Annotated in this window: 19 protein-coding genes and 3 tRNA genes; 7 read left to right on the top strand and 15 right to left on the bottom strand. The window is 51.5% G+C overall.

The genetic code is table 11. The features are described 5' to 3' along the window. Positions 1 to 83: 83 nt before the first annotated feature. From aceE to HQ393_RS00305, 4 genes are all read left to right on the top strand, one after another. A complete protein-coding gene (gene aceE / locus HQ393_RS00320) occupies positions 84 to 2,741 on the top strand; it encodes a pyruvate dehydrogenase (acetyl-transferring), homodimeric type (protein ID WP_179356894.1) in 2,658 nt (885 codons plus the stop codon). 95 nt (positions 2,742 to 2,836) lie between these two features. Next, on the top strand, positions 2,837 to 4,456 hold the full coding sequence (aceF, locus tag HQ393_RS00315; RefSeq protein ID WP_179356893.1) for a dihydrolipoyllysine-residue acetyltransferase: 1,620 nt from the start codon (positions 2,837 to 2,839) through the stop codon (positions 4,454 to 4,456). Positions 4,457 to 4,547: 91 nt separating this feature from the next. Next, positions 4,548 to 6,344, top strand: coding sequence for a dihydrolipoyl dehydrogenase (gene lpdA, locus HQ393_RS00310; protein WP_179356892.1), 1,797 nt, complete (start codon positions 4,548 to 4,550; stop codon positions 6,342 to 6,344). A 399-nt stretch (positions 6,345 to 6,743) separates the two neighbouring features. Next, positions 6,744 to 6,932 (top strand): hypothetical protein, encoded by a 189-nt coding sequence (locus tag HQ393_RS00305; RefSeq protein ID WP_179356891.1) that lies wholly within the window; start codon positions 6,744 to 6,746, stop codon positions 6,930 to 6,932. 58 nt (positions 6,933 to 6,990) lie between these two features. Here the strand turns inward: HQ393_RS00305 and HQ393_RS00300 are convergent. From HQ393_RS00300 to HQ393_RS00285, 4 genes are all read right to left on the bottom strand, one after another. Then, positions 6,991 to 7,065: transfer RNA gene (locus HQ393_RS00300), tRNA-Glu, on the bottom strand. Positions 7,066 to 7,095: 30 nt separating this feature from the next. Next, positions 7,096 to 7,171: transfer RNA gene (locus HQ393_RS00295), tRNA-Glu, on the bottom strand. Between the two features lie 51 nt (positions 7,172 to 7,222). Continuing rightward, positions 7,223 to 7,298: transfer RNA gene (locus HQ393_RS00290), tRNA-Ala, on the bottom strand. Between the two features lie 60 nt (positions 7,299 to 7,358). Beyond that, entirely contained in the window at positions 7,359 to 8,159 is an 801-nt protein-coding gene (locus HQ393_RS00285; RefSeq protein ID WP_179356890.1) for an outer membrane protein assembly factor BamD, read from the bottom strand. Between HQ393_RS00285 and rluD the strand changes: the two genes are divergently transcribed. Then, positions 8,158 to 9,213: a 23S rRNA pseudouridine(1911/1915/1917) synthase RluD gene (gene rluD, locus HQ393_RS00280; RefSeq protein ID WP_179356889.1), complete on the top strand. Its 1,056-nt coding sequence runs from the start codon at positions 8,158 to 8,160 to the stop codon at positions 9,211 to 9,213. The genes HQ393_RS00285 and rluD overlap by 2 nt on opposite strands. Positions 9,214 to 9,216: 3 nt before the next feature. Next, positions 9,217 to 9,948, top strand: a complete 732-nt coding sequence (gene pgeF, locus HQ393_RS00275; RefSeq protein ID WP_179356888.1) for a peptidoglycan editing factor PgeF — start codon at positions 9,217 to 9,219, stop codon at positions 9,946 to 9,948. 34 nt (positions 9,949 to 9,982) lie between these two features. On the opposite strand, the gene HQ393_RS00270 is transcribed toward pgeF, so the two are convergent. Then, positions 9,983 to 10,684 (bottom strand): polymorphic toxin-type HINT domain-containing protein, encoded by a 702-nt coding sequence (locus HQ393_RS00270; protein ID WP_179356887.1) that lies wholly within the window; start codon positions 10,682 to 10,684, stop codon positions 9,983 to 9,985. A 193-nt stretch (positions 10,685 to 10,877) separates the two neighbouring features. Here HQ393_RS00270 and HQ393_RS00265 point away from each other — a divergent pair, with 193 nt between their 5' ends. Further along, on the top strand, positions 10,878 to 11,810 hold the full coding sequence (locus HQ393_RS00265) for a ZIP family metal transporter (RefSeq protein WP_179356886.1): 933 nt from the start codon (positions 10,878 to 10,880) through the stop codon (positions 11,808 to 11,810). A gap of 52 nt (positions 11,811 to 11,862) precedes the next feature. On the opposite strand, the gene HQ393_RS00260 is transcribed toward HQ393_RS00265, so the two are convergent. From HQ393_RS00260 to HQ393_RS00215, 10 genes are all read right to left on the bottom strand, one after another. Further along, positions 11,863 to 12,429, bottom strand: a complete 567-nt coding sequence (locus tag HQ393_RS00260; protein ID WP_179356885.1) for a GNAT family N-acetyltransferase — start codon at positions 12,427 to 12,429, stop codon at positions 11,863 to 11,865. Beyond that, positions 12,416 to 12,655 carry a hypothetical protein gene (locus tag HQ393_RS00255; RefSeq protein ID WP_179356884.1) on the bottom strand — a complete coding sequence of 80 codons (240 nt, stop codon included), beginning with the start codon at positions 12,653 to 12,655 and terminating at the stop codon, positions 12,416 to 12,418. Before HQ393_RS00255 ends, HQ393_RS00260 begins: the two co-directional genes overlap by 14 nt. Positions 12,656 to 12,863: 208 nt before the next feature. Next, positions 12,864 to 13,652 (bottom strand): GTP cyclohydrolase FolE2, encoded by a 789-nt coding sequence (gene folE2 / locus HQ393_RS00250; protein ID WP_179356883.1) that lies wholly within the window; start codon positions 13,650 to 13,652, stop codon positions 12,864 to 12,866. A 106-nt stretch (positions 13,653 to 13,758) separates the two neighbouring features. Beyond that, positions 13,759 to 14,544 carry a flagellar biosynthetic protein FliR gene (fliR, locus tag HQ393_RS00245; RefSeq protein ID WP_179356882.1) on the bottom strand — a complete coding sequence of 262 codons (786 nt, stop codon included), beginning with the start codon at positions 14,542 to 14,544 and terminating at the stop codon, positions 13,759 to 13,761. Between the two features lie 103 nt (positions 14,545 to 14,647). Next, on the bottom strand, positions 14,648 to 14,917 hold the full coding sequence (gene fliQ, locus HQ393_RS00240; RefSeq protein WP_179356881.1) for a flagellar biosynthesis protein FliQ: 270 nt from the start codon (positions 14,915 to 14,917) through the stop codon (positions 14,648 to 14,650). Next, complete coding sequence (fliP, locus tag HQ393_RS00235) at positions 14,918 to 15,679, bottom strand: flagellar type III secretion system pore protein FliP (protein WP_179356880.1); 762 nt, start codon at positions 15,677 to 15,679, stop codon at positions 14,918 to 14,920. Then, positions 15,676 to 16,110, bottom strand: a complete 435-nt coding sequence (fliO, locus tag HQ393_RS00230; protein WP_179356879.1) for a flagellar biosynthetic protein FliO — start codon at positions 16,108 to 16,110, stop codon at positions 15,676 to 15,678. The genes fliP and fliO overlap by 4 nt, the downstream gene beginning before the upstream one ends. A gap of 2 nt (positions 16,111 to 16,112) precedes the next feature. Further along, on the bottom strand, positions 16,113 to 16,541 hold the full coding sequence (gene fliN, locus HQ393_RS00225) for a flagellar motor switch protein FliN (protein ID WP_179356878.1): 429 nt from the start codon (positions 16,539 to 16,541) through the stop codon (positions 16,113 to 16,115). Beyond that, entirely contained in the window at positions 16,534 to 17,547 is a 1,014-nt protein-coding gene (gene fliM / locus HQ393_RS00220) for a flagellar motor switch protein FliM (RefSeq protein ID WP_179356877.1), read from the bottom strand. Before fliM ends, fliN begins: the two co-directional genes overlap by 8 nt. Before the next feature lie 53 nt (positions 17,548 to 17,600). Next, positions 17,601 to 18,167, bottom strand: a complete 567-nt coding sequence (locus HQ393_RS00215; protein ID WP_179356876.1) for a flagellar basal body-associated FliL family protein — start codon at positions 18,165 to 18,167, stop codon at positions 17,601 to 17,603. Positions 18,168 to 18,282 lie beyond the last annotated feature (115 nt).

Here is an 18,282-nt window from a genome sequence, read left to right as displayed (position 1 = left end):
GAACCCTGCGCCATTCAAGTCTGGATACATAAACCAGATAATAGTGAAAATTTAAAATAACCCACTCACAAGGTAGATACACGATGGCAGATCAGATCAACGACCATGATCCACAAGAAACCAAAGAATGGTTAGATGCGCTACAAGGCGTGATTGAACAAGTTGGTGCAGAACGTGCACACTTCTTGGTGGAGAAACTGGTAGATCAAGCTCGTCAAGATGGTGTAAACATCCCCTACACCGCCACCACCGCGTACATCAACACGGTACCAGCGCACTTGCAAGCCAAGCACCCTGGCAATGCGCACCTTGAAGAGCGTATTTTGTCGTATACCCGCTGGAATGCAGCCGCGATGGTGGCCAAAGCCAATCGCGATGCCGCTGAGCCAGGCGGTCATATTTCATCGTTTGCTTCGGCAGCGACTTTGTACGATGTGGGTTGGAATCACTTCTGGCACGCCGCGAATGAAAACCACGGCGGCGACTTGGTTTACTTCCAAGGCCACTCTGCACCAGGCATGTACTCACGCGCTTTCTTGGAAGGCCGTATCTCTGAAGACCAATTGAACAAATTCCGCCGCGAAGTCGATGGTGATGGCCTGTCTTCATACCCACACCCATGGTTGATGCCTGATTTCTGGCAATTCCCAACCGTATCAATGGGCCTTGGCCCATTGATGGCGATCTACCAAGCTCGCTTTATGAAATACCTCGATGATCGTGGCTTTAAACAAAAAGGCGATCGTCACGTTTGGTGTTTCTGCGGTGACGGTGAGATGGACGAACCTGAATCTCTGGGTGCGATTTCACTGGCTGGCCGTGAAAAACTCGACAACCTGATTTTCGTGATCAACTGCAACTTGCAACGTCTGGACGGCCCAGTTCGTGGTAATGGCAAAATCATCCAAGAACTCGAAGGCGACTTCCGCGGCTCTGGCTGGAACGTGATTAAAGTCATCTGGGGCACAGGCTGGGATGCGTTGTTGGCACAAGACAAGAAAGGCTTGCTGCAAAAACGCATGATGGAAGTAGTTGACGGCGAATACCAGACCTACAAATCAAAAAATGGCGCGTACGTACGCGAACATTTCTTTGGCAAATACCCAGAATTGCTCGACTTGGTTGCTGCGATGTCCGACGACGACATCTGGAAACTGACGCGCGGTGGTAATGATCTATTCAAAGTGTACGCGGGCTACAAAGCGGCCGTTGAACACAAAGGTCAACCAACATTGCTGTTGGTGAAAACCGTGAAAGGTTTTGGTGTCGGCGCAGCAGGCGAATCACAAAATACCGCGCACAACACCAAAAAATTGGGCGACGACGATTTGCTGCATCTGCGTGATCGTTTCCATGTGCCATTGTCTGACGAAGAAGCCAAAGCATGCACCTTCTATCGTCCACCCGCAGACAGCCCTGAATACAAATACATGATGGAACGTCGCGCAGCATTGGGCGGCTTTATCCCATCGCGTAAACCAGTGAACGAACCACTGGAAGTACCAGCGCTCGACGCATTCAAAGCCTTGCTCGAAAGCTCAGGCGAGCGTGAAATGTCAACGACCATGGCCTTTGTTCGTATCTTGAACACGCTGGTTAAAGACAAGCAAATCGGCAAACGCGTTGTACCTATCGTGCCAGATGAAAGCCGTACTTTCGGTATGGAAGGCATGTTCCGTCAGCTTGGTATCTGGTCTCACGTGGGTCAGTTGTACGAGCCACAAGATGCTGATCAGCTGATGTTCTACAAAGAATCGCAAACTGGTCAGATCCTGCAAGAAGGGATTAACGAAGCCGGTGCGATGTCTGATTGGATCGCGGCGGCAACGTCATACGCCAATCACGGCCACACGATGATTCCGTTCTACATCTACTACTCGATGTTCGGTTTCCAACGTATCGGTGACTTGGCGTGGGCTGCGGGCGACTTGCGCGCACGTGGTTTCTTGATCGGCGGTACAGCGGGTCGCACGACATTGAACGGCGAAGGCTTGCAACACCAAGATGGTCACGGCCACTTGTTTGCTGAATTCGTACCGAACTGCGTATCTTACGATCCGACGTTTGCCTACGAATTGGCGGTGATCGTTCAAGACGGTATGCGCCGCATGTACCAAGACCAAGAAAATATCTACTACTACCTGTCAGTCATGAATGAGAACTACGCTCATCCAGCGATGCCAGCCGGTGTGGAAGCAGGCATTCTGCGTGGTCTGTACAAATTCAAACAAGGCGAAGCCGGTAAGCTCAAAGTTCAATTGATGGGCTCAGGCACGATCTTCCGCGAAGTGATTGCTGCCGCTGATTTGCTGAAAGCCGACTTTGGCGTTGATGCCGACATTTGGTCAGCACCTAGCTTTAACGAACTGCGTCGCGACGGTATGGCCGCAACACGTTTCAATTACCTGAACCCAACGGCTGAGCAGCGCGTTCCTTATGTAACGGAATGCCTGAAAGACGCACAAGGCCCAGTCATTTGCGCAACCGACTACAAACGCACTTACGCTGACCAAGTTCGCGAATATGTACCTGGCCGCTTTGTGGTATTGGGTTGCGATGGCTTTGGCCGTTCGGCTAGCCGCGAAGAATTGCGCAGCTTCTTTGAGGTAGATCGTTACCACGTAGCTGTAGCCGCATTGAAAGCCTTGGCAGACGAAGGCTTGTTGCCAGTGGCTAAAGTGGCTGAAGCGATTGCGAAATACGGCATCCGCACTGAGCGCCCAGCGCCTTGGACTGTGTAACTAATAAGTGAGAAACAGATTGGCTTGGGTATATCACCCAAAGCCAATCTGAACAATTAACGGCGGGATATACCCCACCCTCACAGGATTTGACCATGAGCAACATTATTGAATTGAAGATCCCCGACATCGGCGGCCACGCTGGGGTAGAAGTCATTGAAGTATTTGTAAAAGCGGGCGATGTGATCGAGAAAGAACAATCGCTGATCACCCTCGAAACCGATAAAGCGACGATGGAAGTACCCGCCACCGAAGGCGGCATCGTGAAAGAAGTGAAAATTAAAGTCGGCGACAAAGCATCTGAAGGCGATGTCGTGTTGATGTTGGAAGTTGGCGCTGCAGCGGCAGCACCCGCTCCAGCAGCAGCCGCGCCAGCCGCAGCCCCTGCTGCCGCACCAGCAGCGGCTGCCACATCTGTTGAAGTTCACGTGCCGGACATCGGCAACTTCGACGCGGTTGAAGTGATTGAAGTGAACGTTAAAGTGGGCGACACCATCGCGATTGATGATGGCTTGATCACGCTTGAATCTGACAAAGCCAGCATGGAAGTACCATCGACTGCGGCCGGCGTCGTGGAAAGCATCGCAGTTAAAGTCGGCGACAAAGTAGCGCAAGGCGCTTTGGTTCTGACCGTACGTTCTAGCGCTGCAGCAGCTGCGCCAGCGGCGGCTCCAGTTGCCGCACCTGCGGCTGCGCCAGTTGCTGCCGCTCCAGCCGTAGCTGCACCAGTTGCCGCACCAGCAGCAGTCGCATCTGCGCCAGCTAAGTTTGACGAAGCCAACTTCAATAAAGCCCACGCTTCACCATCAGTACGCAAATTCGCGCGCGAATTGGGCGTTGATCTGAGCAAGATCGCCGGTAAAGGCCCGAAAGGCCGTATCTTGCACGAAGACGTACAGTCATTCGTCAAATCAGTGATGACCAGCGCTGTGGCATCTTCACTGGCCGCACCAGCAGCCAGCGGTGCTTCATTGGGTGGTGGTATTGATTTGTTGCCATGGCCAAAAGTCGATTTTGCTAAATTCGGCCCGATCGAAACCAAGCCACTCTCTCGCATCAAGAAAATTTCTGGCGCGAACCTGCATCGCAACTGGGTTGTGATTCCTCACGTGACGTTTAACGACGAGTGCGATATCACTGAGCTGGAAGACTTCCGCAAAGTAGTTGGCAAAGAGTGGGAAAAATCAGGTCTGAAGATTAGCCCATTGGCCTTCATCATCAAGGCTGCGGCTGAAGCGCTCAAAGCCTTCCCAGAAATGAATTCATCGCTGGATGGCGACAATCTGGTACTCAAGCAGTACTACCACATCGGTTTTGCGGCTGATACGCCAAACGGCTTGGTTGTTCCGGTCATCAAAGATGCGGATAAAAAAGGCCTGAAGGAAATCTGCAAAGAATTGACTGATTTGTCACTCGCTGCGCGCGAAGGCAAACTCAAGCCAACCGATATGCAAGGCGCAACCTTCACGATTTCTAGCTTGGGCGGCATCGGCGGCACTGGCTTCACGCCAATCGTGAATGCACCTGAAGTAGCGATCTTGGGCGTTTGCAAATCGCAAATCAAACCAGTTTGGAACGGCAAAGAATTCGCGCCGCGCCTGATGTGCCCATTGTCCTTGTCATTCGATCACCGCGTGATCGACGGCGCGCAAGCGGGTCGCTTCACCGTGCATCTGGGCAAATTGCTCAGCGACGTTCGTCGTTTGATTCTCTAATTCTGCGAGGCGTGATGGGCTAGGTATTGGTCTACAGATCAATCTAAACCTAGCCCCCCACCTCATACCCAAGACCTCACAGGAATAAATCATGAGTAATACCATTGAATTGAAAGTACCCGATATCGGCGGTCATAATGACGTGGCGATTATCGAATTGTTTGTCAAAGTCGGCGACACCGTGGCCGTCGAAGAAAGCCTGATCACGCTGGAAACCGATAAAGCGACGATGGAAGTCCCATCGACGCATGCTGGCGTGATCAAAGAACTCAAAATCGCCGTGGGCGACAAAGTTTCTGAAGGCAGCGTGATTGCAGTACTCGAAGTGGCCGCCAGCGCAGCTGCGCCAGCGCCTACCGCCGCAGCACCGGCTGCCGCCCCTGCTGCAGCTGTTGCAACTCCAGCCGCAGCGCCAACTGTTGCACCGGTCGCTGGCCAATACGCCGGCGCGGTTGATATGGAAGTGGACATGATGGTCTTGGGTGCAGGCCCTGGCGGCTATTCTGCGGCGTTCCGTTCAGCCGACTTAGGCCTGAAAACCGTGATCGTTGAGCGTTATGGCTCACTGGGCGGCGTGTGTTTGAATGTGGGTTGTATTCCGTCGAAAGCCTTGCTGCACAATGCCGCGGTGATCGATGAAGTTGCTCACTTGGCATCGAACGGTATCAAGTTTGGCGCGCCTGAAGTCGATGTGGACGCATTGCGTGGCTACAAAGAGAAAGTCATCAACAAGCTCACTGGCGGTTTGGCTGGCATGGCCAAGATGCGTAAAGTCGAGCATGTGCGCGGTATCGGTACTTTCCTCGATGCCCACCACATCGAAGTGCAATTGACTTCGGGCAGCGGTAAAGATCTGACTGGCGAGAAAAAAGTCATCAAGTTTGCCAAAGCGATTATCGCGGCGGGCTCACAAGCTGTGAAATTGCCTTTCATCCCAAACGACCCACGCATTGTTGATTCAACTGGCGCGCTAGAGCTCAAAGCGACAGCTAAACGCATGTTGATTATCGGCGGCGGCATTATCGGCCTGGAAATGGGTACCGTGTACTCAACACTGGGCGCGCGTCTGGACGTGGTTGAGTTGTCTGACGGCCTGATGCAAGGTGCTGACCGCGACCTCGTAAAAGTGTGGCAAGACTGGAATAAACACCGTTTTGACAACATCATGTTGCAATCAAAAACGACCAGCATTGAGCCCAAAGAAGACGGCATCTGGGTGACGTTTGAAGGCCCGAAAGTACCAAGCGAGCCACAGTGCTACGATTTGGTATTGTACTCGACCGGTCGCTCGCCGAACGGCAAGAAAATCGGCGCTGAAAATGCGGGCGTGATCGTTGATGAGCGAGGCTTTATCGCCGTCGATAAACAAATGCGCACCAACGTACCGCACATCTTCGCGATTGGCGACTTGGTAGGTCAGCCGATGCTGGCGCACAAAGCCGTGCACGAAGCGCACGTGGCCGCTGAAAACGCCGCTGATCACAAAGCCTACTTCGACGCGCGCGTGATCCCAGGCGTGGCCTACACCGACCCAGAAGTGGCTTGGGTTGGCCTGACCGAAGATCAAGCCAAACGCGACGGCATCAAGATCACCAAAGGCGTATTCCCATGGGCAGCATCAGGCCGTGCGATTGCCAATGGTCGTGATGAGGGCTTTACGAAGCTGATTTTCGACGCTGAAAACGGCCAAATCCTCGGCGGTGCGATTGTTGGCCCACACGCAGGCGATATGATAGGTGAAGTATGTCTGGGCATTGAAATGGGCGCAGACGCGGTCGACATTGGCAAAACCATCCATCCGCACCCAACCATGGGCGAATCGATTGGTATGGCCGCTGAAGTCGCGAAAGGTGTTTGTACCGACCTGCCACCACAACGCAAAAAATAATCCCTAACTAGGGGCCACAAAAAACCACGATCAAGGTCGTGGTTTTTTTACGCTCATCAAATGGGTAGGCTTAGCAGGCAAACTTTGCCGCCGTCATGTCATTCTTGCCGGACTTTGACTAACAAACAGTAAAAGACCCCACAAAAAGCGATGCCTAAACGCAACACGGCTCAGCGCTTCACTTGCAATACTCTATACGTATATCGATATAGACCTTAATCAAAAAGGATTTTATGCGTATACCCATACCCTGTACAAAAAACCCTAGCATTTATCAGGGTTTGCTGCGTGCCTTTTACGTTGCACTGCAATAAATTACAAGAAGGTATTGTGGAGCGTGAAATCGCTCGGCATGCTTATTGCATATAGCAATACACGCAACAGACAGAGGTAGGAATCATGGTACAACTCGACGTTTGCACTAATCAGCAGCTCAAACAGGTTTCTAAAACTACATTGAGTCACGAAATCACTTCAGAGCTGCAACTTTGCATTGAGCTCTGTGCCCAACTGAATATTGATTTCTATGACTGCCTCGCCCATGCCCGCATTGAATACGAAAAACATCTGCGCGAAGGCCATCACTAAATCATAGAAATAGCAGGCAATAAAAAAGACACCCGAAGGTGTCTTTTTTATTTTTAACTGGCGTCCCCACGGGGAATCGAACCCCGGCCGCCGCCGTGAAAGGGCAGTGTTCTAACCGCTAAACTATAGGGACTTAAACTTTTTACTACATATCAATCTAAACTGGCGTCCCCACGGGGATTCGAACCCCGGTTGCCGCCGTGAAAGGGCAGTGTCCTAGGCCTCTAGACGATAGGGACTACGTACTACTGAATTACATGTCTTGAGGCTAACACACAACTCTTCTAATTTGGTGGAGGTAAGCGGGATCGAACCGCTGACCTCTTGCATGCCATGCAAGCGCTCTCCCAACTGAGCTATACCCCCAAAAGAGACGCGAATAATAGTGACCTTACGCGCGCTCGTCAAGCCTTTTACCAAAATATTTTAAATTGGGGCCCACCAGTAGATATCGACGGTCATGTCTTTCTCTAGCGCCTGACTATTGGGGAAGTTTTGCATCAAGATGCGCTTGGTATCATCACGATAGGCTGTCATACCCAATTTATCGTAAGAGTGATACATCAAAGCCAATGCACCTTCGACCTGCTTGGTATTACTAAAATTATCAATCAGCGCCTTACCGCGATTTGCCGCAGCAAGGTAAGCGCCGCGTTTATAATAATAACGCCCCACATGCAGCTCATAATTGGCCAATGCACCAATGAGATAGCCCATGCGCAATTGTGCATCACGGTAATATTTACTATCAGGGAAGCGGGTCGTTAATTCGCGGAAAGTATTGAATGATTCACGGGCCGCTTTAGGGTCGCGCTCAGACAAATCTTGCTGCGAGATCGCAGCTAAAAAGCCCTGAATCTCGGTAAAAGTAACCAAACCCTTTAGATACAGCGCGTAATCCAAGCTAGGGTGCGCTGGATTTTGCTTCATAAAGCGGTCAATGGCCGCCAACGCCAGCGCTTGTTCTTGGTCTTTGTAATAGTTGTAGGCGATCTCCAACTGGGCTTGTTGAGCAAACTTGCCATAGGGATAACGCGCTTCAAGGCGTTCAAAATACTTGTTTGACTTATCGTACTCACGGCTAGCTTGCGCTGATTTGGCTTCAGAATACAGCTTGTCCGCTGACCAGCCTTTAGTCTCATCATTGCTAGTGCCGGGCCCTGCGCAGGCAACCATTAAGCTAATGAGCAAGGCAGAAACGAGGATTCGAGGTAGAATCTTATACATGATGCAATCCGATATTGAACTCGACGATTATAACGACTTCTCAGACACCCGTGTTTTGACTGTGCCCGCCGACTTGGCAGGTACACGACTGGACGCGGCGCTGGCGAAGATTTTGCCTGATTTTTCACGCTCACGCTTGGCTACTTGGATTAAAGATGGCCAGGTGACGGTGGATGGCGCTGCCGCGACCACTAAAACCAAGCTCTGGGGCGGGGAAACTCTCACGGTTAACGTACAAGCCGATCCGAACGAAGTGGCCTTCGCGGCGGAAGATATTCCGTTGGACGTAGTCTACGAAGACGACGCGCTGATCGTGATCAACAAGCCTGCGGGCTTGGTGGTCCACCCCGGCAGCGGCAATTGGGAAGGTACACTACTCAATGCCCTACTCTTTCATTACCCCGAAGTTCGGCAAATCCCGCGCGCGGGTATTGTCCACCGCCTTGATAAAGACACCAGCGGCCTGATGGTCGTCGCGCGCACTTTGCCCGCACAAAACAACCTTGTTCAACAACTTCAAGCCCGCACCGTAAAACGCCACTATCTGGCCGTGGCGCGTGGCAATATCAAACGCGATGGTACGGTGGATGCTCCAATTGGCCGTCATCCGCGCGAACGCACCAAAATGGCCGTCGTTCACACTGGCAAAGAATCCATCACACATTATTTGGTGCTGGAAAAATTTGCCGATTACACGCTGATCGAATGTCGCCTCGAAACAGGCCGCACCCACCAGATTCGCGTGCACATGGCGCACCTCAAGCATTCGCTGGCAGCCGATCAGGTTTATGGCACGCCGCCGAAGCTCGATATTTCACCCGAAGTGCGCATGGCGCTAGAAGAACTCAATCGCCAAGCGCTACACGCACGCAAGCTATCTCTGGTTCACCCAACTACGGGTAAAACCATGGAATGGAAAGCGCCAATTCCGCACGATCTGGAGCAATTGATTTTTACGCTGCGCGCTGATCTCGAACTCGCCAAAGACAAATATGACGAGGACGACGATGAAGACGACGATCACGATTGTGAATTGATCTACGTTCGGGAATAAGCCTTGAATCAGCCGCACCTCATTACGCCAAACTGGCCAGCGCCAGCGAACGTCAAAGCGCTGCAAACTACCCGCCTCGGCGGAGTCAGTTTGCCGCCATTTGGCAGCTTTAACCTGGGTAGCCACGTCAGCGACTTGCCTGAGCATGTCGCAGCCAATCGCGCCTTGCTCACGCAAGCGCTGCCGCAAGCGCCAGCTTGGCTCAATCAAGTACATGGCGTTGATGTGGTAGACGCCGCCAGCGTGACCAGCCCCATCGACGCCGATGCGAGCTACACACGCCAGCGTGGCGCGGTGAGTGTCGTAATGACCGCCGACTGCCTGCCGCTATTGTTTTGTGATCGCGCAGGCACCGTGGTTGCCGCAGCGCACGCGGGTTGGCGTGGCCTGTGCAATGGCGTGATCGAAGCGACGGTCGCCAAAATGGATTGCCCTGCCAGCGACATCCTCGTCTGGCTCGGGCCTGCCATCGGCCCAAGCGCCTTTGAAGTCGGCGACGAAGTACGTGCCGCTTTTATGGCGATTGATGAGCAAGCCGAACAAGCTTTTGTGGCGCAAGGCGGGGGTAAATGGCTGGCGAATATCTATCTATTGGCTCACCAGCGCTTACATACCCTAGGTATTACTGCGATTTATGGTGGCGATCAATGCACCGTGACGCAAGCCGAGACCTATTTTAGCTACCGCCGCGACGGACAAACAGGACGGTTGGCGAGTTTGATTTGGCTCGCATAAAAACGAAAAGGACGCTCAGCGTCCTTTTCGTTTATTACGACTCCACTTCACTCTGCACCCAAACGCCCATCTCGCCGACGTAGTAGGTATGGAAGTCTTCGACCTCGATGTTGTACACCGTCGTGCGGTACACCGGAAACTCGAATTCGTCACCCTTACCTTCCAGTGCTTCGTTGTACACCAACTCTGGGAATATCCGCATATCGGTCGTTGGTCCTGCTGGGCCAAACTCAACCAAGCGGCCATCCAGATCATATTGCCAAGCCTCGGGAGCTCCATTTCCTTGGATAAAACCAACATGTTCCTTTTCGGTCTGCGCCAGATATAACGAAGCTTTTACTTCAACCAAATCGCCATTGGCCAGCTCGAGTACCATGCCGGGTTCTAGCAGATCTGCGCGGCGCCAAACATCATGTGGCGTATATTCATCGCACACCACTTGTTCCAAGCCATTGACTTTTCCATGTCGGCCTCGGACCCAGAATGGGTGATTTCGGGTGCACGTCAAAAAGCCTTCCCAAACCTCTGGCTGCGGCTTGTCACTCGTTCGCATCCAGCCAAACTCTAGATACCAAATTTCCTTGTCTTCAAAACGAAGCGTTTTCAGTACCTGTTTGTAGGCCGTATCGCCTTGACCGGATTCATCCTTCGCCAAGACCCAATCCCCGACTTGTAGCGACTCGATCGCTCGCAAACCGTCCTTGGTATGCACCAAGGTGCCCGCAACAAAACCCATTTTCTTACCCCTTTATTTTGTAGCCTTGAGAATTAGGCAGGCTGACATGGAGTGTCAAACCAAAATAGCCACTTGTCGTGCAAAATGGTCAAACCATGCAATTTGAACGCAGCGAGTTGCATGGATGAGAACCTTTCTCATGTTGGGGATGGCATTTTTGTGTTACAGTGTTGCATCTGCAGGATTTATACCGATGTCGACTTTAAGCTGGATCATTACGATGAGCCTGCTGGGCAGTTTGCTCAGCGTAATGGCCGCCGCCGCAATGGCGTATTTTGCCAAGCCGAACTGGATTCCCAAGCTCGTTTCTTTTGCCGTCGGCTCTTTGCTGGCGGCCGTGTTTCTTGAGATTTTGCCGCATGCCTTCGGTAGTCATGGTGGTCACGATGAGCATGCCCACGGCGCTGGCGAACTCGGCTTTTTGCAAGATGCGCATCATGCGGCGTCCAGCGCCGTCACTGCCGTCGCTGAACAAGCCCCTCACGCCAGCCCAGAAGCCATTTCGCTGACGATTTTACTCGGTATTTTCATCTTCTTTATCATGGAGAAGCTGGTGATCTGGCGGCATTGTCACCATGAATCCTGTGAAGAACTAGAAGGCTCTGCCCACGAGCATCGCCACGATGACCATCATGGACACGGCCATTCGCATGGGCATTCCCATGGCAACGATCATGGCCGTGCCGGCATGATGATTATGATCGGCGATACCTTCCATAATTTTCTCGATGGCGCGGTGATTGCGGCCGCGTTTATGGCCGATACGTCGGTCGGCATTGCGACGGCGGTGGCGATTATTGCGCATGAAATTCCGCAGGAAGTCGGCGATTTTATCGTGCTGCTACACTCGGGCTATAGCAAGGCCAAGGCGCTGCTGTTTAATTTATTGTCTTCGCTCGCTGCGCTCGCGGGTGGTTTGCTGGCCTACTTTTCGCTGAGCATCGTCGAAACGGCGCAGCCCTATTTATTGGCGCTCGGCGCGGCCAGCCTAATTTATGTGGCGATCGCCGACTTGATTCCTACCCTGCACAAACGCCCGCATATCAAAGACACTATTCATCAAGTGTTATTGATGATCGCGGGTGCCATGCCCATTGCCTTGCTGCACCACTTTATGCCGCATTGAAATATACATCCGCAAGTATCAATACAAAGGCCAATCCTAGATTGGCCTTTATTTATATACCCCGAGCAATTCTATACAAGCAATGTCGGCGCAGTGCGTGCCCGACTGGTAGTACGGGATGATCAAATTCAGCCGCGTCGTCTTTGCGCATCTGCAATCGCTGCATCAGTGCTTGCGAGCGTAGATTGCCGAGCGCGGTAAACGCGACGATCTCGTCTAATTGCAACTCATCAAAGCCAAACGCCAGCGCAGCAGCCGCAGCCTCATACGCCAAACCTTGCCCCCAATACGGGCGTGCTAGCCGCCAGCCGATTTCGACGCACGGCATAAACGGCAGCGGAACACGCGGGATATTGAGCCCCGCCATCCCGATAACTTCGCGCGTTTCACGCAGCTCTAACGCCCAAAACCCCCAGCCATATTGCTGTAAACGCGCACGAATCTGCGCAGCAAAATCATCACTCTCGGCCTCACTGAGTAGTGCAGGAAAATAGCGCATCACTTCAGGATCGGCGCCCAGTACCGCAAACGCGGGCAGATCGCTATCTCGCCAATCGCGCAAGGTCAGGCGTGGCGTTGGCAAGGTTTGCACTGTGGCAAACGTTTTAATGTCGCTCATTCGCCGACTCAGTGACTGCTTCAGATGCTGTTAGCGTGGCTTCGCGCTCCGCCAACTCAGCGGCTTTAGCGGCCTTACTGCGTTGAATACTGCGCTTGAGCGCCAATAAACCCCAGGTGGGTAATACCGCCAAAAACAGGAAATAAAAGACCCCGACAGTAATACTCCCCGCCCCGAGCGACATCATAATCACAACAAATAAGTAGCCAATCAAAATAATATACATCGGTTTTCTCTAGTAAATTGCGCGGCAATAGAAAAGGCTCCAAGTGGAGCCTTTTCGTCGTTTAAATAGTCCAAACTGATTGAAGTGGGCGAGCGAGCCAAAGCGCGTTGCCGTCACCCGAAGCACAGGAAGCGGAATGGACACAAAGTCCATGAGCATTCCGAGCATCGGCTGGCGTCAAGGCGAGCAGGCGCAGCCGCCCAATGCATCAGTTTCGTTTGTCGTGTTCGATCAGCGCATACGCCGAATGATTATGGATCGACTCAAAATTCTCCGCCTCCAGCACATACGCCACAATCCGCGGCTCAGCATTCAGGCTGGCCGCCACATCGCGCACCATGTCTTCGACAAATTTCGGGTTGTCATACGCGCGCTCAGTGACGTATTTCTCATCGGTACGTTTGAGCAAGCTGAACAACTCGCACGACGCTTGTTTTTCAACCAGCTCAACGATTTCTTCGATCCAGATATTCTCACCCAGCTCGGCATCCACCGTCACGTGCGAGCGCTGATTGTGCGCGCCATAGGCAGAGATTTTCTTCGAGCAAGGACACAAGCTCGTCACCGGCACGAGTACTTTGAGTCGTTGACTAAACACACCGTTTTTCACTTCGCCAATCAGCGAAACTTCATAATCCATCAAACTTTGCACACCGGATACTGGTGCGGTTTTGTTGATGAAAAATGGAAAGCGCATTTCGAGGTAGCCCGATTCAGCCTCGAGGCGAGTACACATTTCGCGTACGATGCTTTCGAGTGACTCGACCGAGATTTCTTTCTCGTGGCTATTGAGAATCTCGATAAAGCGCGACATGTGTGTGCCTTTGAAATGCTGCGGCAGGTACACATACATATCAAATACGGCCACGGTGTGCTGCACGCCATCGGCGCGATCGGCCACCTTAATCGGGTGACGGATCGATTTAATCCCCACTTTATTGATCGCAATATTGCGAACATCAGGGGTGTTTTGCACGTCGGCAATCGCTGCGCTCATGAAATTCTCTCAATTTTCAAAACTGAGACGATTATACCAGAAGCCCAATACCCGAGTAAACTTGTCGGGTATTGTCAATTTCAATCACATCGATTGTATTTCGCTACTAGCGACCAAAGGTCGACAGGATATTGCCCATACTCCGCGTGTATTCAGCGAGCAAATGGTCAATTTCAGGCACCATAAAGGGTAAAGAGTAATACAGCGTACCAAACCCGATTGCCAAGGTAATCGGAAAGCCAATCGCAAACACATTCAATTGCGGCGCGGCACGCGTCATCACACCAATCGACAAATTGGTAATCAGCAATGCAGCAATCACGGGGATAGAGAGCATGACCCCTGCCCGAAAAATCACACCGCCGTAATTGGCAATCAGCTGAAATCCCTTGGCATTCAAATGCAATTGCCCCACCGGCAACTGCACAAGGCTTTCCAGCAAGACGCGCAGCATCATTAAATGGCCATTCATGCTTAAAAACAGCAGGATCATGAGTAGACTCATCAGCTGCGCAACGGCCAAGGTGTTGGCCGAAGTTTGCGGGTCATAAAATGAGGCAAAGCCCAAACCCATCTGCAAACCCGCCAAATGCCCCGCCATTTCCACCGCGGTAAAGACAAGGCGCATCACAAAACCAATCGACAAGCCGATAATCAATTCGCGCGCAGCGATGAGCATCCCATCGGGAGAAACAACAGGCACCGTCGGCATCGGCGGTAAAATCGGCACCACCACCAAGGTCAGCACAATCGCAAAGCCGACGCGGATCCGCACCGGCGTGCGGCGATTGGAAAAGACTGGATCAGAGAGCAAAGTGCCCATAATGCGCAAAAATGGCCACCAAAATAAGGCCAGCCAAACCTCGATCTGCGCCTGCGTCACAACCCACATCGAAATATCAACCTAAAATAGTCACGCAAAGCGCTGAGTCGAAGACTGTACACAGGGTACGGCAAGACGCAGTGTCGCAGCGTGGGGATTTGTGTCTTATGGCTTAACCGATCACTTGCGGAATGCTTTGATACAGGCGCGTCATGTAATCCGTCATGGTTTCAATCATCCACGGCCCTGCGAGCACCATCACCAAAAAAGCGATCAGCAATTTGGGGATAAACGACAAGGTAGCTTCATTGATCTGCGTGGCGGCCTGAAAAATACTGATAATCAAACCCGCAACCAGCGTTGCAAGCAATACAGGCCCACACAGCAGCACCATCACTTCCATGGCACGTTGTAGCAAGGTGACGACCGTTTCTGGGCTCATCTAAGTCCCCACATAAAAACTTTGCACCAAGGACCCCATCAAGAGCGTCCAGCCATCAACCAGTACAAACAGCATCAACTTAAACGGCAACGAGATCATGACGGGCGACACCATCATCATCCCCATCCCCATCAAGATACTGGCCACCACCAAGTCGATAATCAAGAATGGAATAATGACCATAAAGCCGATCTGAAACGCAGTTTTGAGCTCACTGGTGACAAATGCGGGCACCAAAACACGCAAACTGACATCTTCTGGGCCTTGCGGCGCTTGAGCGCCCGACACCTCGATAAAGAAACTCAAATCTTTTTGCCGCGTTTGTTTGAGCATAAAGTCTTTGAGTGGCAAAGCACCTTTATCCAAAGCCTCGTTAAAGCTCATTTTTTGCTCGGAATAAGGCTGATATGCCGTGGTGTAGATCTTATCGAGCACGGGCGACATCACAAACAGCGTGAGAAAAAGCGATAATCCCACAATGACCTGATTCGGCGGGCTTTGCATGGTGCCGAGCGCCTGACGCAGCAAGGACAGCACAATCACAATTCGCGTAAATGCGGTCATCATCAGCAAGACCGCAGGCAAAAATCCCAAGGCCGTCATAAACAGCAAGGTTTGAATCGGCAAGGAATACGCCGTGCCACCCGCCGTCTGCGTTGATGACATAAAGGGTATACCCGCAGGCTCAGCAGCCCAAATGGCCTGCGAAGCTATACCAAGCACGAGTATCAATAAACACTTGATCAATCCGAGGCGTTTCATTTGCCCACCTTGCGTTTTTCAATCGCCGTTTGCAGCCACTGAGCAAAAGCTGGGGCTGCCGGCGTGGGCGTCACAACCCCTTCTGGTTTGTCTAAGGTATGAAGCAAATTCACCTGCCCGCTTGTGACACCCAGCACCAGCCAGCTTTGCTGAATCTCGACAATGACTACGCGTTCACGTGGCCCAACCATCACACCTGACACCACACGCAGTTGACCACCAGCGCCGCCAGGCACCAAGGAAAACCGACGCATCAACCATGCCGCAGCCACGATCAGCCCCAGCACCAAGGCCAGCGCAAATAAGACTTGCAACAATGACCCTGCGCTACTTGGCGCAGCAGCTGGCAGTGAAGCCGAATTTGCGGCCGCCCAAACCGACAACGGCAGCCCAACAAGGCTGCCGCTACAGAGAAAAAGTAATTTTTTCATGCTTATTTGTGTAAACGCCGAATTCGCTCGGCAGGGGTAATAATATCCGTGAGACGAATACCAAATTTTTCATTCACGACCACCACCTCGCCTTGCGCGATCAGGCAGCCATTGACCAGTACATCCATCGGCTCACCCGCCAAGCCATCGAGCTCAACCACAGAGCCCTGCGCCAATTGCAGCAAATTGCGAATAGCGATTTTTGTGCGGCCCAATTCAACCGTTAGCGCCACCGGAATATCAAGAATCATATCGATATTATTCGGTGCGCCAGCGGGAACGGCATTGGTATCAAAACTATGGAAAATATTGGCTGGCTGCGCATCGCTCGCAGGCGTGCTTTCTACCGTTTCTTGCTCGGCTAAGGCCGCAGCCCAATCATCCATGATGTCATCTGGATTTTCTTCTGCTGGATTATTGTCATCAGCCATGGTCTTGCTCCTCTTGCTCTTCTTGCCCGCTGAGTGACTCAGCGGTGGTCAGTACTTTATCAACCTTCAAGGCGTATTGCTTATGGAGAATACCATACTTACATTCGAGCACAGGCACACTATCCACGGTCGCGGTAATGATTTCAGGGATTTCCAATGGAATCACATCGCCGACTTTCAAGCTCAGAATCTCTCCAAGCGTAATTTGAGAATTACCCAGCGTGGCAACCAGATCAACTTCGGCCAGCTGAACCTGCTTGCGCATTAAGTTAGTCCAGCGATTATCCGCTTCAATTCGGTCGGCCTGCATACTGCTATAGAGCAAGTCGCGAATCGGCTCGATCATCGAATAAGGGAAGCAGACGTGAAAATCGCCACCACCCGCGCCCAATTCAATTTTGAAGGTATAGGCCACAACCACTTCGGTGGGCGTTGCAATATTGGCAAACTGGGTATTCATTTCCGAGCGAATATAAGCAAATTCGCACTCAAAAACCGGCTGCCATGCTTTCTGAAATTCTTCAAAAACTACTTCGAGCAAGCGCTGGATGATTCGCTGCTCAGTCGGCGTAAAATCTCGCCCCTCAACCCGCACGTGGTAACGACCATCCGAGCCAAATAAATTATCGACCACCAGAAACACGAAATCAGGGTCAAAAATAAACAAGCCAGTGCCACGCAAAGGCTTCATCTGAATCATATTCAGATTGGTGGGCACCACCAGATTGCGGATAAATTCACTGTATTTTTGTACGCGCACCGGGCCTACGCTAATCTCGGCATTGCGGCGCATAAAATTAAACAGCGCCACGCGTAGATTACGCGCAAAACGCTCGTTGATAATTTCCAGCGTGGGCATACGCCCACGAACAATTCGCTCCTGACGCCCAATATCATAGTCGCGGACAGCATGAGGGTCGATGTCCTCTTCGACCTCGTCTTGCTCGCCCGTTACGCCACGCAGTAGCGCATCGACCTCTTCCTGGGAAAGAATATCGTCAGCCATATTCCTACTCGAATTCCTGCTTAACTATTTGACTGGTATAAATATTTATCGGCTTATTGATAAAAGTATTTAGTAAAGTTAACGCTTAAAACACCTTCGTCTTTCGCTTCAACTTCCATGATTTCGTTAATTTTCTCACGAATTTCACGTGCCAAATCTTCCTGACCCTTCGTGGTTTTAACTTCTTCTAACGTTTTAGAGCGAATTAAACGATTCACTGCGTCCAATACTTTGGGCTGCAAACCTTTTAGCTTTTCTTTTTCATGCTCATCAGACAATTCGACCATAATCTCAGCCTGCAAAACAGATTCAGTTTCGCCCGCTAAATTGACGGTAAATGGTTGATCTTGCAATTTATCAAACACAGGGGCTTTATGCTCACCCTTCTCTTTTTCTTTTTTCTTTTTCTCTTTTTCTTTTTTCTCGGCATCAGCATGAGCGTTCGCTTCAGCGACCGCTTCATCTGCATTACCTTCCGCAGGGCTCTTTAGCAAAAAGAACGCCAAAGCGCCCCCGACAATCAAAACTAAAACAACCAGACCGATAATCGCGAACAGCAGAATGTTTTTCTTAGATTTTGGCGCTGCATCAGCTTTTGGATCTGCTTTAGCTTCGGACATATGTACAGCCTCTATCAAATTTGACGATATTGGATCAGTAGCCCAAGAAAAAATACCCCAGCATGGCTGAGGCATTTTCGACCACTACAGCGAAAGATACTATAAAACAAGCGCT

Origin of the sequence: Chitinibacter bivalviorum, assembly GCF_013403565.1 — a bacterium.
GTDB lineage: Bacteria > Pseudomonadota > Gammaproteobacteria > Burkholderiales > Chitinibacteraceae > Chitinibacter > Chitinibacter bivalviorum.
Note: the sequence above shows the minus strand (reverse complement) of the source record. Positions and strands in the feature narration are given on the sequence as shown.

What these genes read in the sequence shown, in the direction of transcription:
- lpdA (WP_179356892.1), top strand. Translation starts at nt 4,548, where the DNA reads ATGAGTAATACCATTGAATTGAAAGTACCCGATATCGGCGGTCATAAT.
- fliR (WP_179356882.1), bottom strand. Translation starts at nt 14,544, where the DNA reads ATGTGGGTTGTGACGCAGGCGCAGATCGAGGTTTGGCTGGCCTTATTT.
- HQ393_RS00285 (WP_179356890.1), bottom strand. Translation starts at nt 8,159, where the DNA reads ATGTATAAGATTCTACCTCGAATCCTCGTTTCTGCCTTGCTCATTAGC.
- HQ393_RS00260 (WP_179356885.1), bottom strand. Translation starts at nt 12,429, where the DNA reads ATGAGCGACATTAAAACGTTTGCCACAGTGCAAACCTTGCCAACGCCA.
- HQ393_RS00215 (WP_179356876.1), bottom strand. Translation starts at nt 18,167, where the DNA reads ATGTCCGAAGCTAAAGCAGATCCAAAAGCTGATGCAGCGCCAAAATCT.
- folE2 (WP_179356883.1), bottom strand. Translation starts at nt 13,652, where the DNA reads ATGAGCGCAGCGATTGCCGACGTGCAAAACACCCCTGATGTTCGCAAT.
- fliQ (WP_179356881.1), bottom strand. Translation starts at nt 14,917, where the DNA reads ATGAGCCCAGAAACGGTCGTCACCTTGCTACAACGTGCCATGGAAGTG.
- HQ393_RS00270 (WP_179356887.1), bottom strand. Translation starts at nt 10,684, where the DNA reads ATGGGTTTTGTTGCGGGCACCTTGGTGCATACCAAGGACGGTTTGCGA.
- HQ393_RS00305 (WP_179356891.1), top strand. Translation starts at nt 6,744, where the DNA reads ATGGTACAACTCGACGTTTGCACTAATCAGCAGCTCAAACAGGTTTCT.
- HQ393_RS00255 (WP_179356884.1), bottom strand. Translation starts at nt 12,655, where the DNA reads ATGTATATTATTTTGATTGGCTACTTATTTGTTGTGATTATGATGTCG.
- rluD (WP_179356889.1), top strand. Translation starts at nt 8,158, where the DNA reads ATGATGCAATCCGATATTGAACTCGACGATTATAACGACTTCTCAGAC.
- fliM (WP_179356877.1), bottom strand. Translation starts at nt 17,547, where the DNA reads ATGGCTGACGATATTCTTTCCCAGGAAGAGGTCGATGCGCTACTGCGT.
- aceF (WP_179356893.1), top strand. Translation starts at nt 2,837, where the DNA reads ATGAGCAACATTATTGAATTGAAGATCCCCGACATCGGCGGCCACGCT.
- fliN (WP_179356878.1), bottom strand. Translation starts at nt 16,541, where the DNA reads ATGGCTGATGACAATAATCCAGCAGAAGAAAATCCAGATGACATCATG.
- fliO (WP_179356879.1), bottom strand. Translation starts at nt 16,110, where the DNA reads ATGAAAAAATTACTTTTTCTCTGTAGCGGCAGCCTTGTTGGGCTGCCG.
- aceE (WP_179356894.1), top strand. Translation starts at nt 84, where the DNA reads ATGGCAGATCAGATCAACGACCATGATCCACAAGAAACCAAAGAATGG.
- HQ393_RS00265 (WP_179356886.1), top strand. Translation starts at nt 10,878, where the DNA reads ATGTCGACTTTAAGCTGGATCATTACGATGAGCCTGCTGGGCAGTTTG.
- fliP (WP_179356880.1), bottom strand. Translation starts at nt 15,679, where the DNA reads ATGAAACGCCTCGGATTGATCAAGTGTTTATTGATACTCGTGCTTGGT.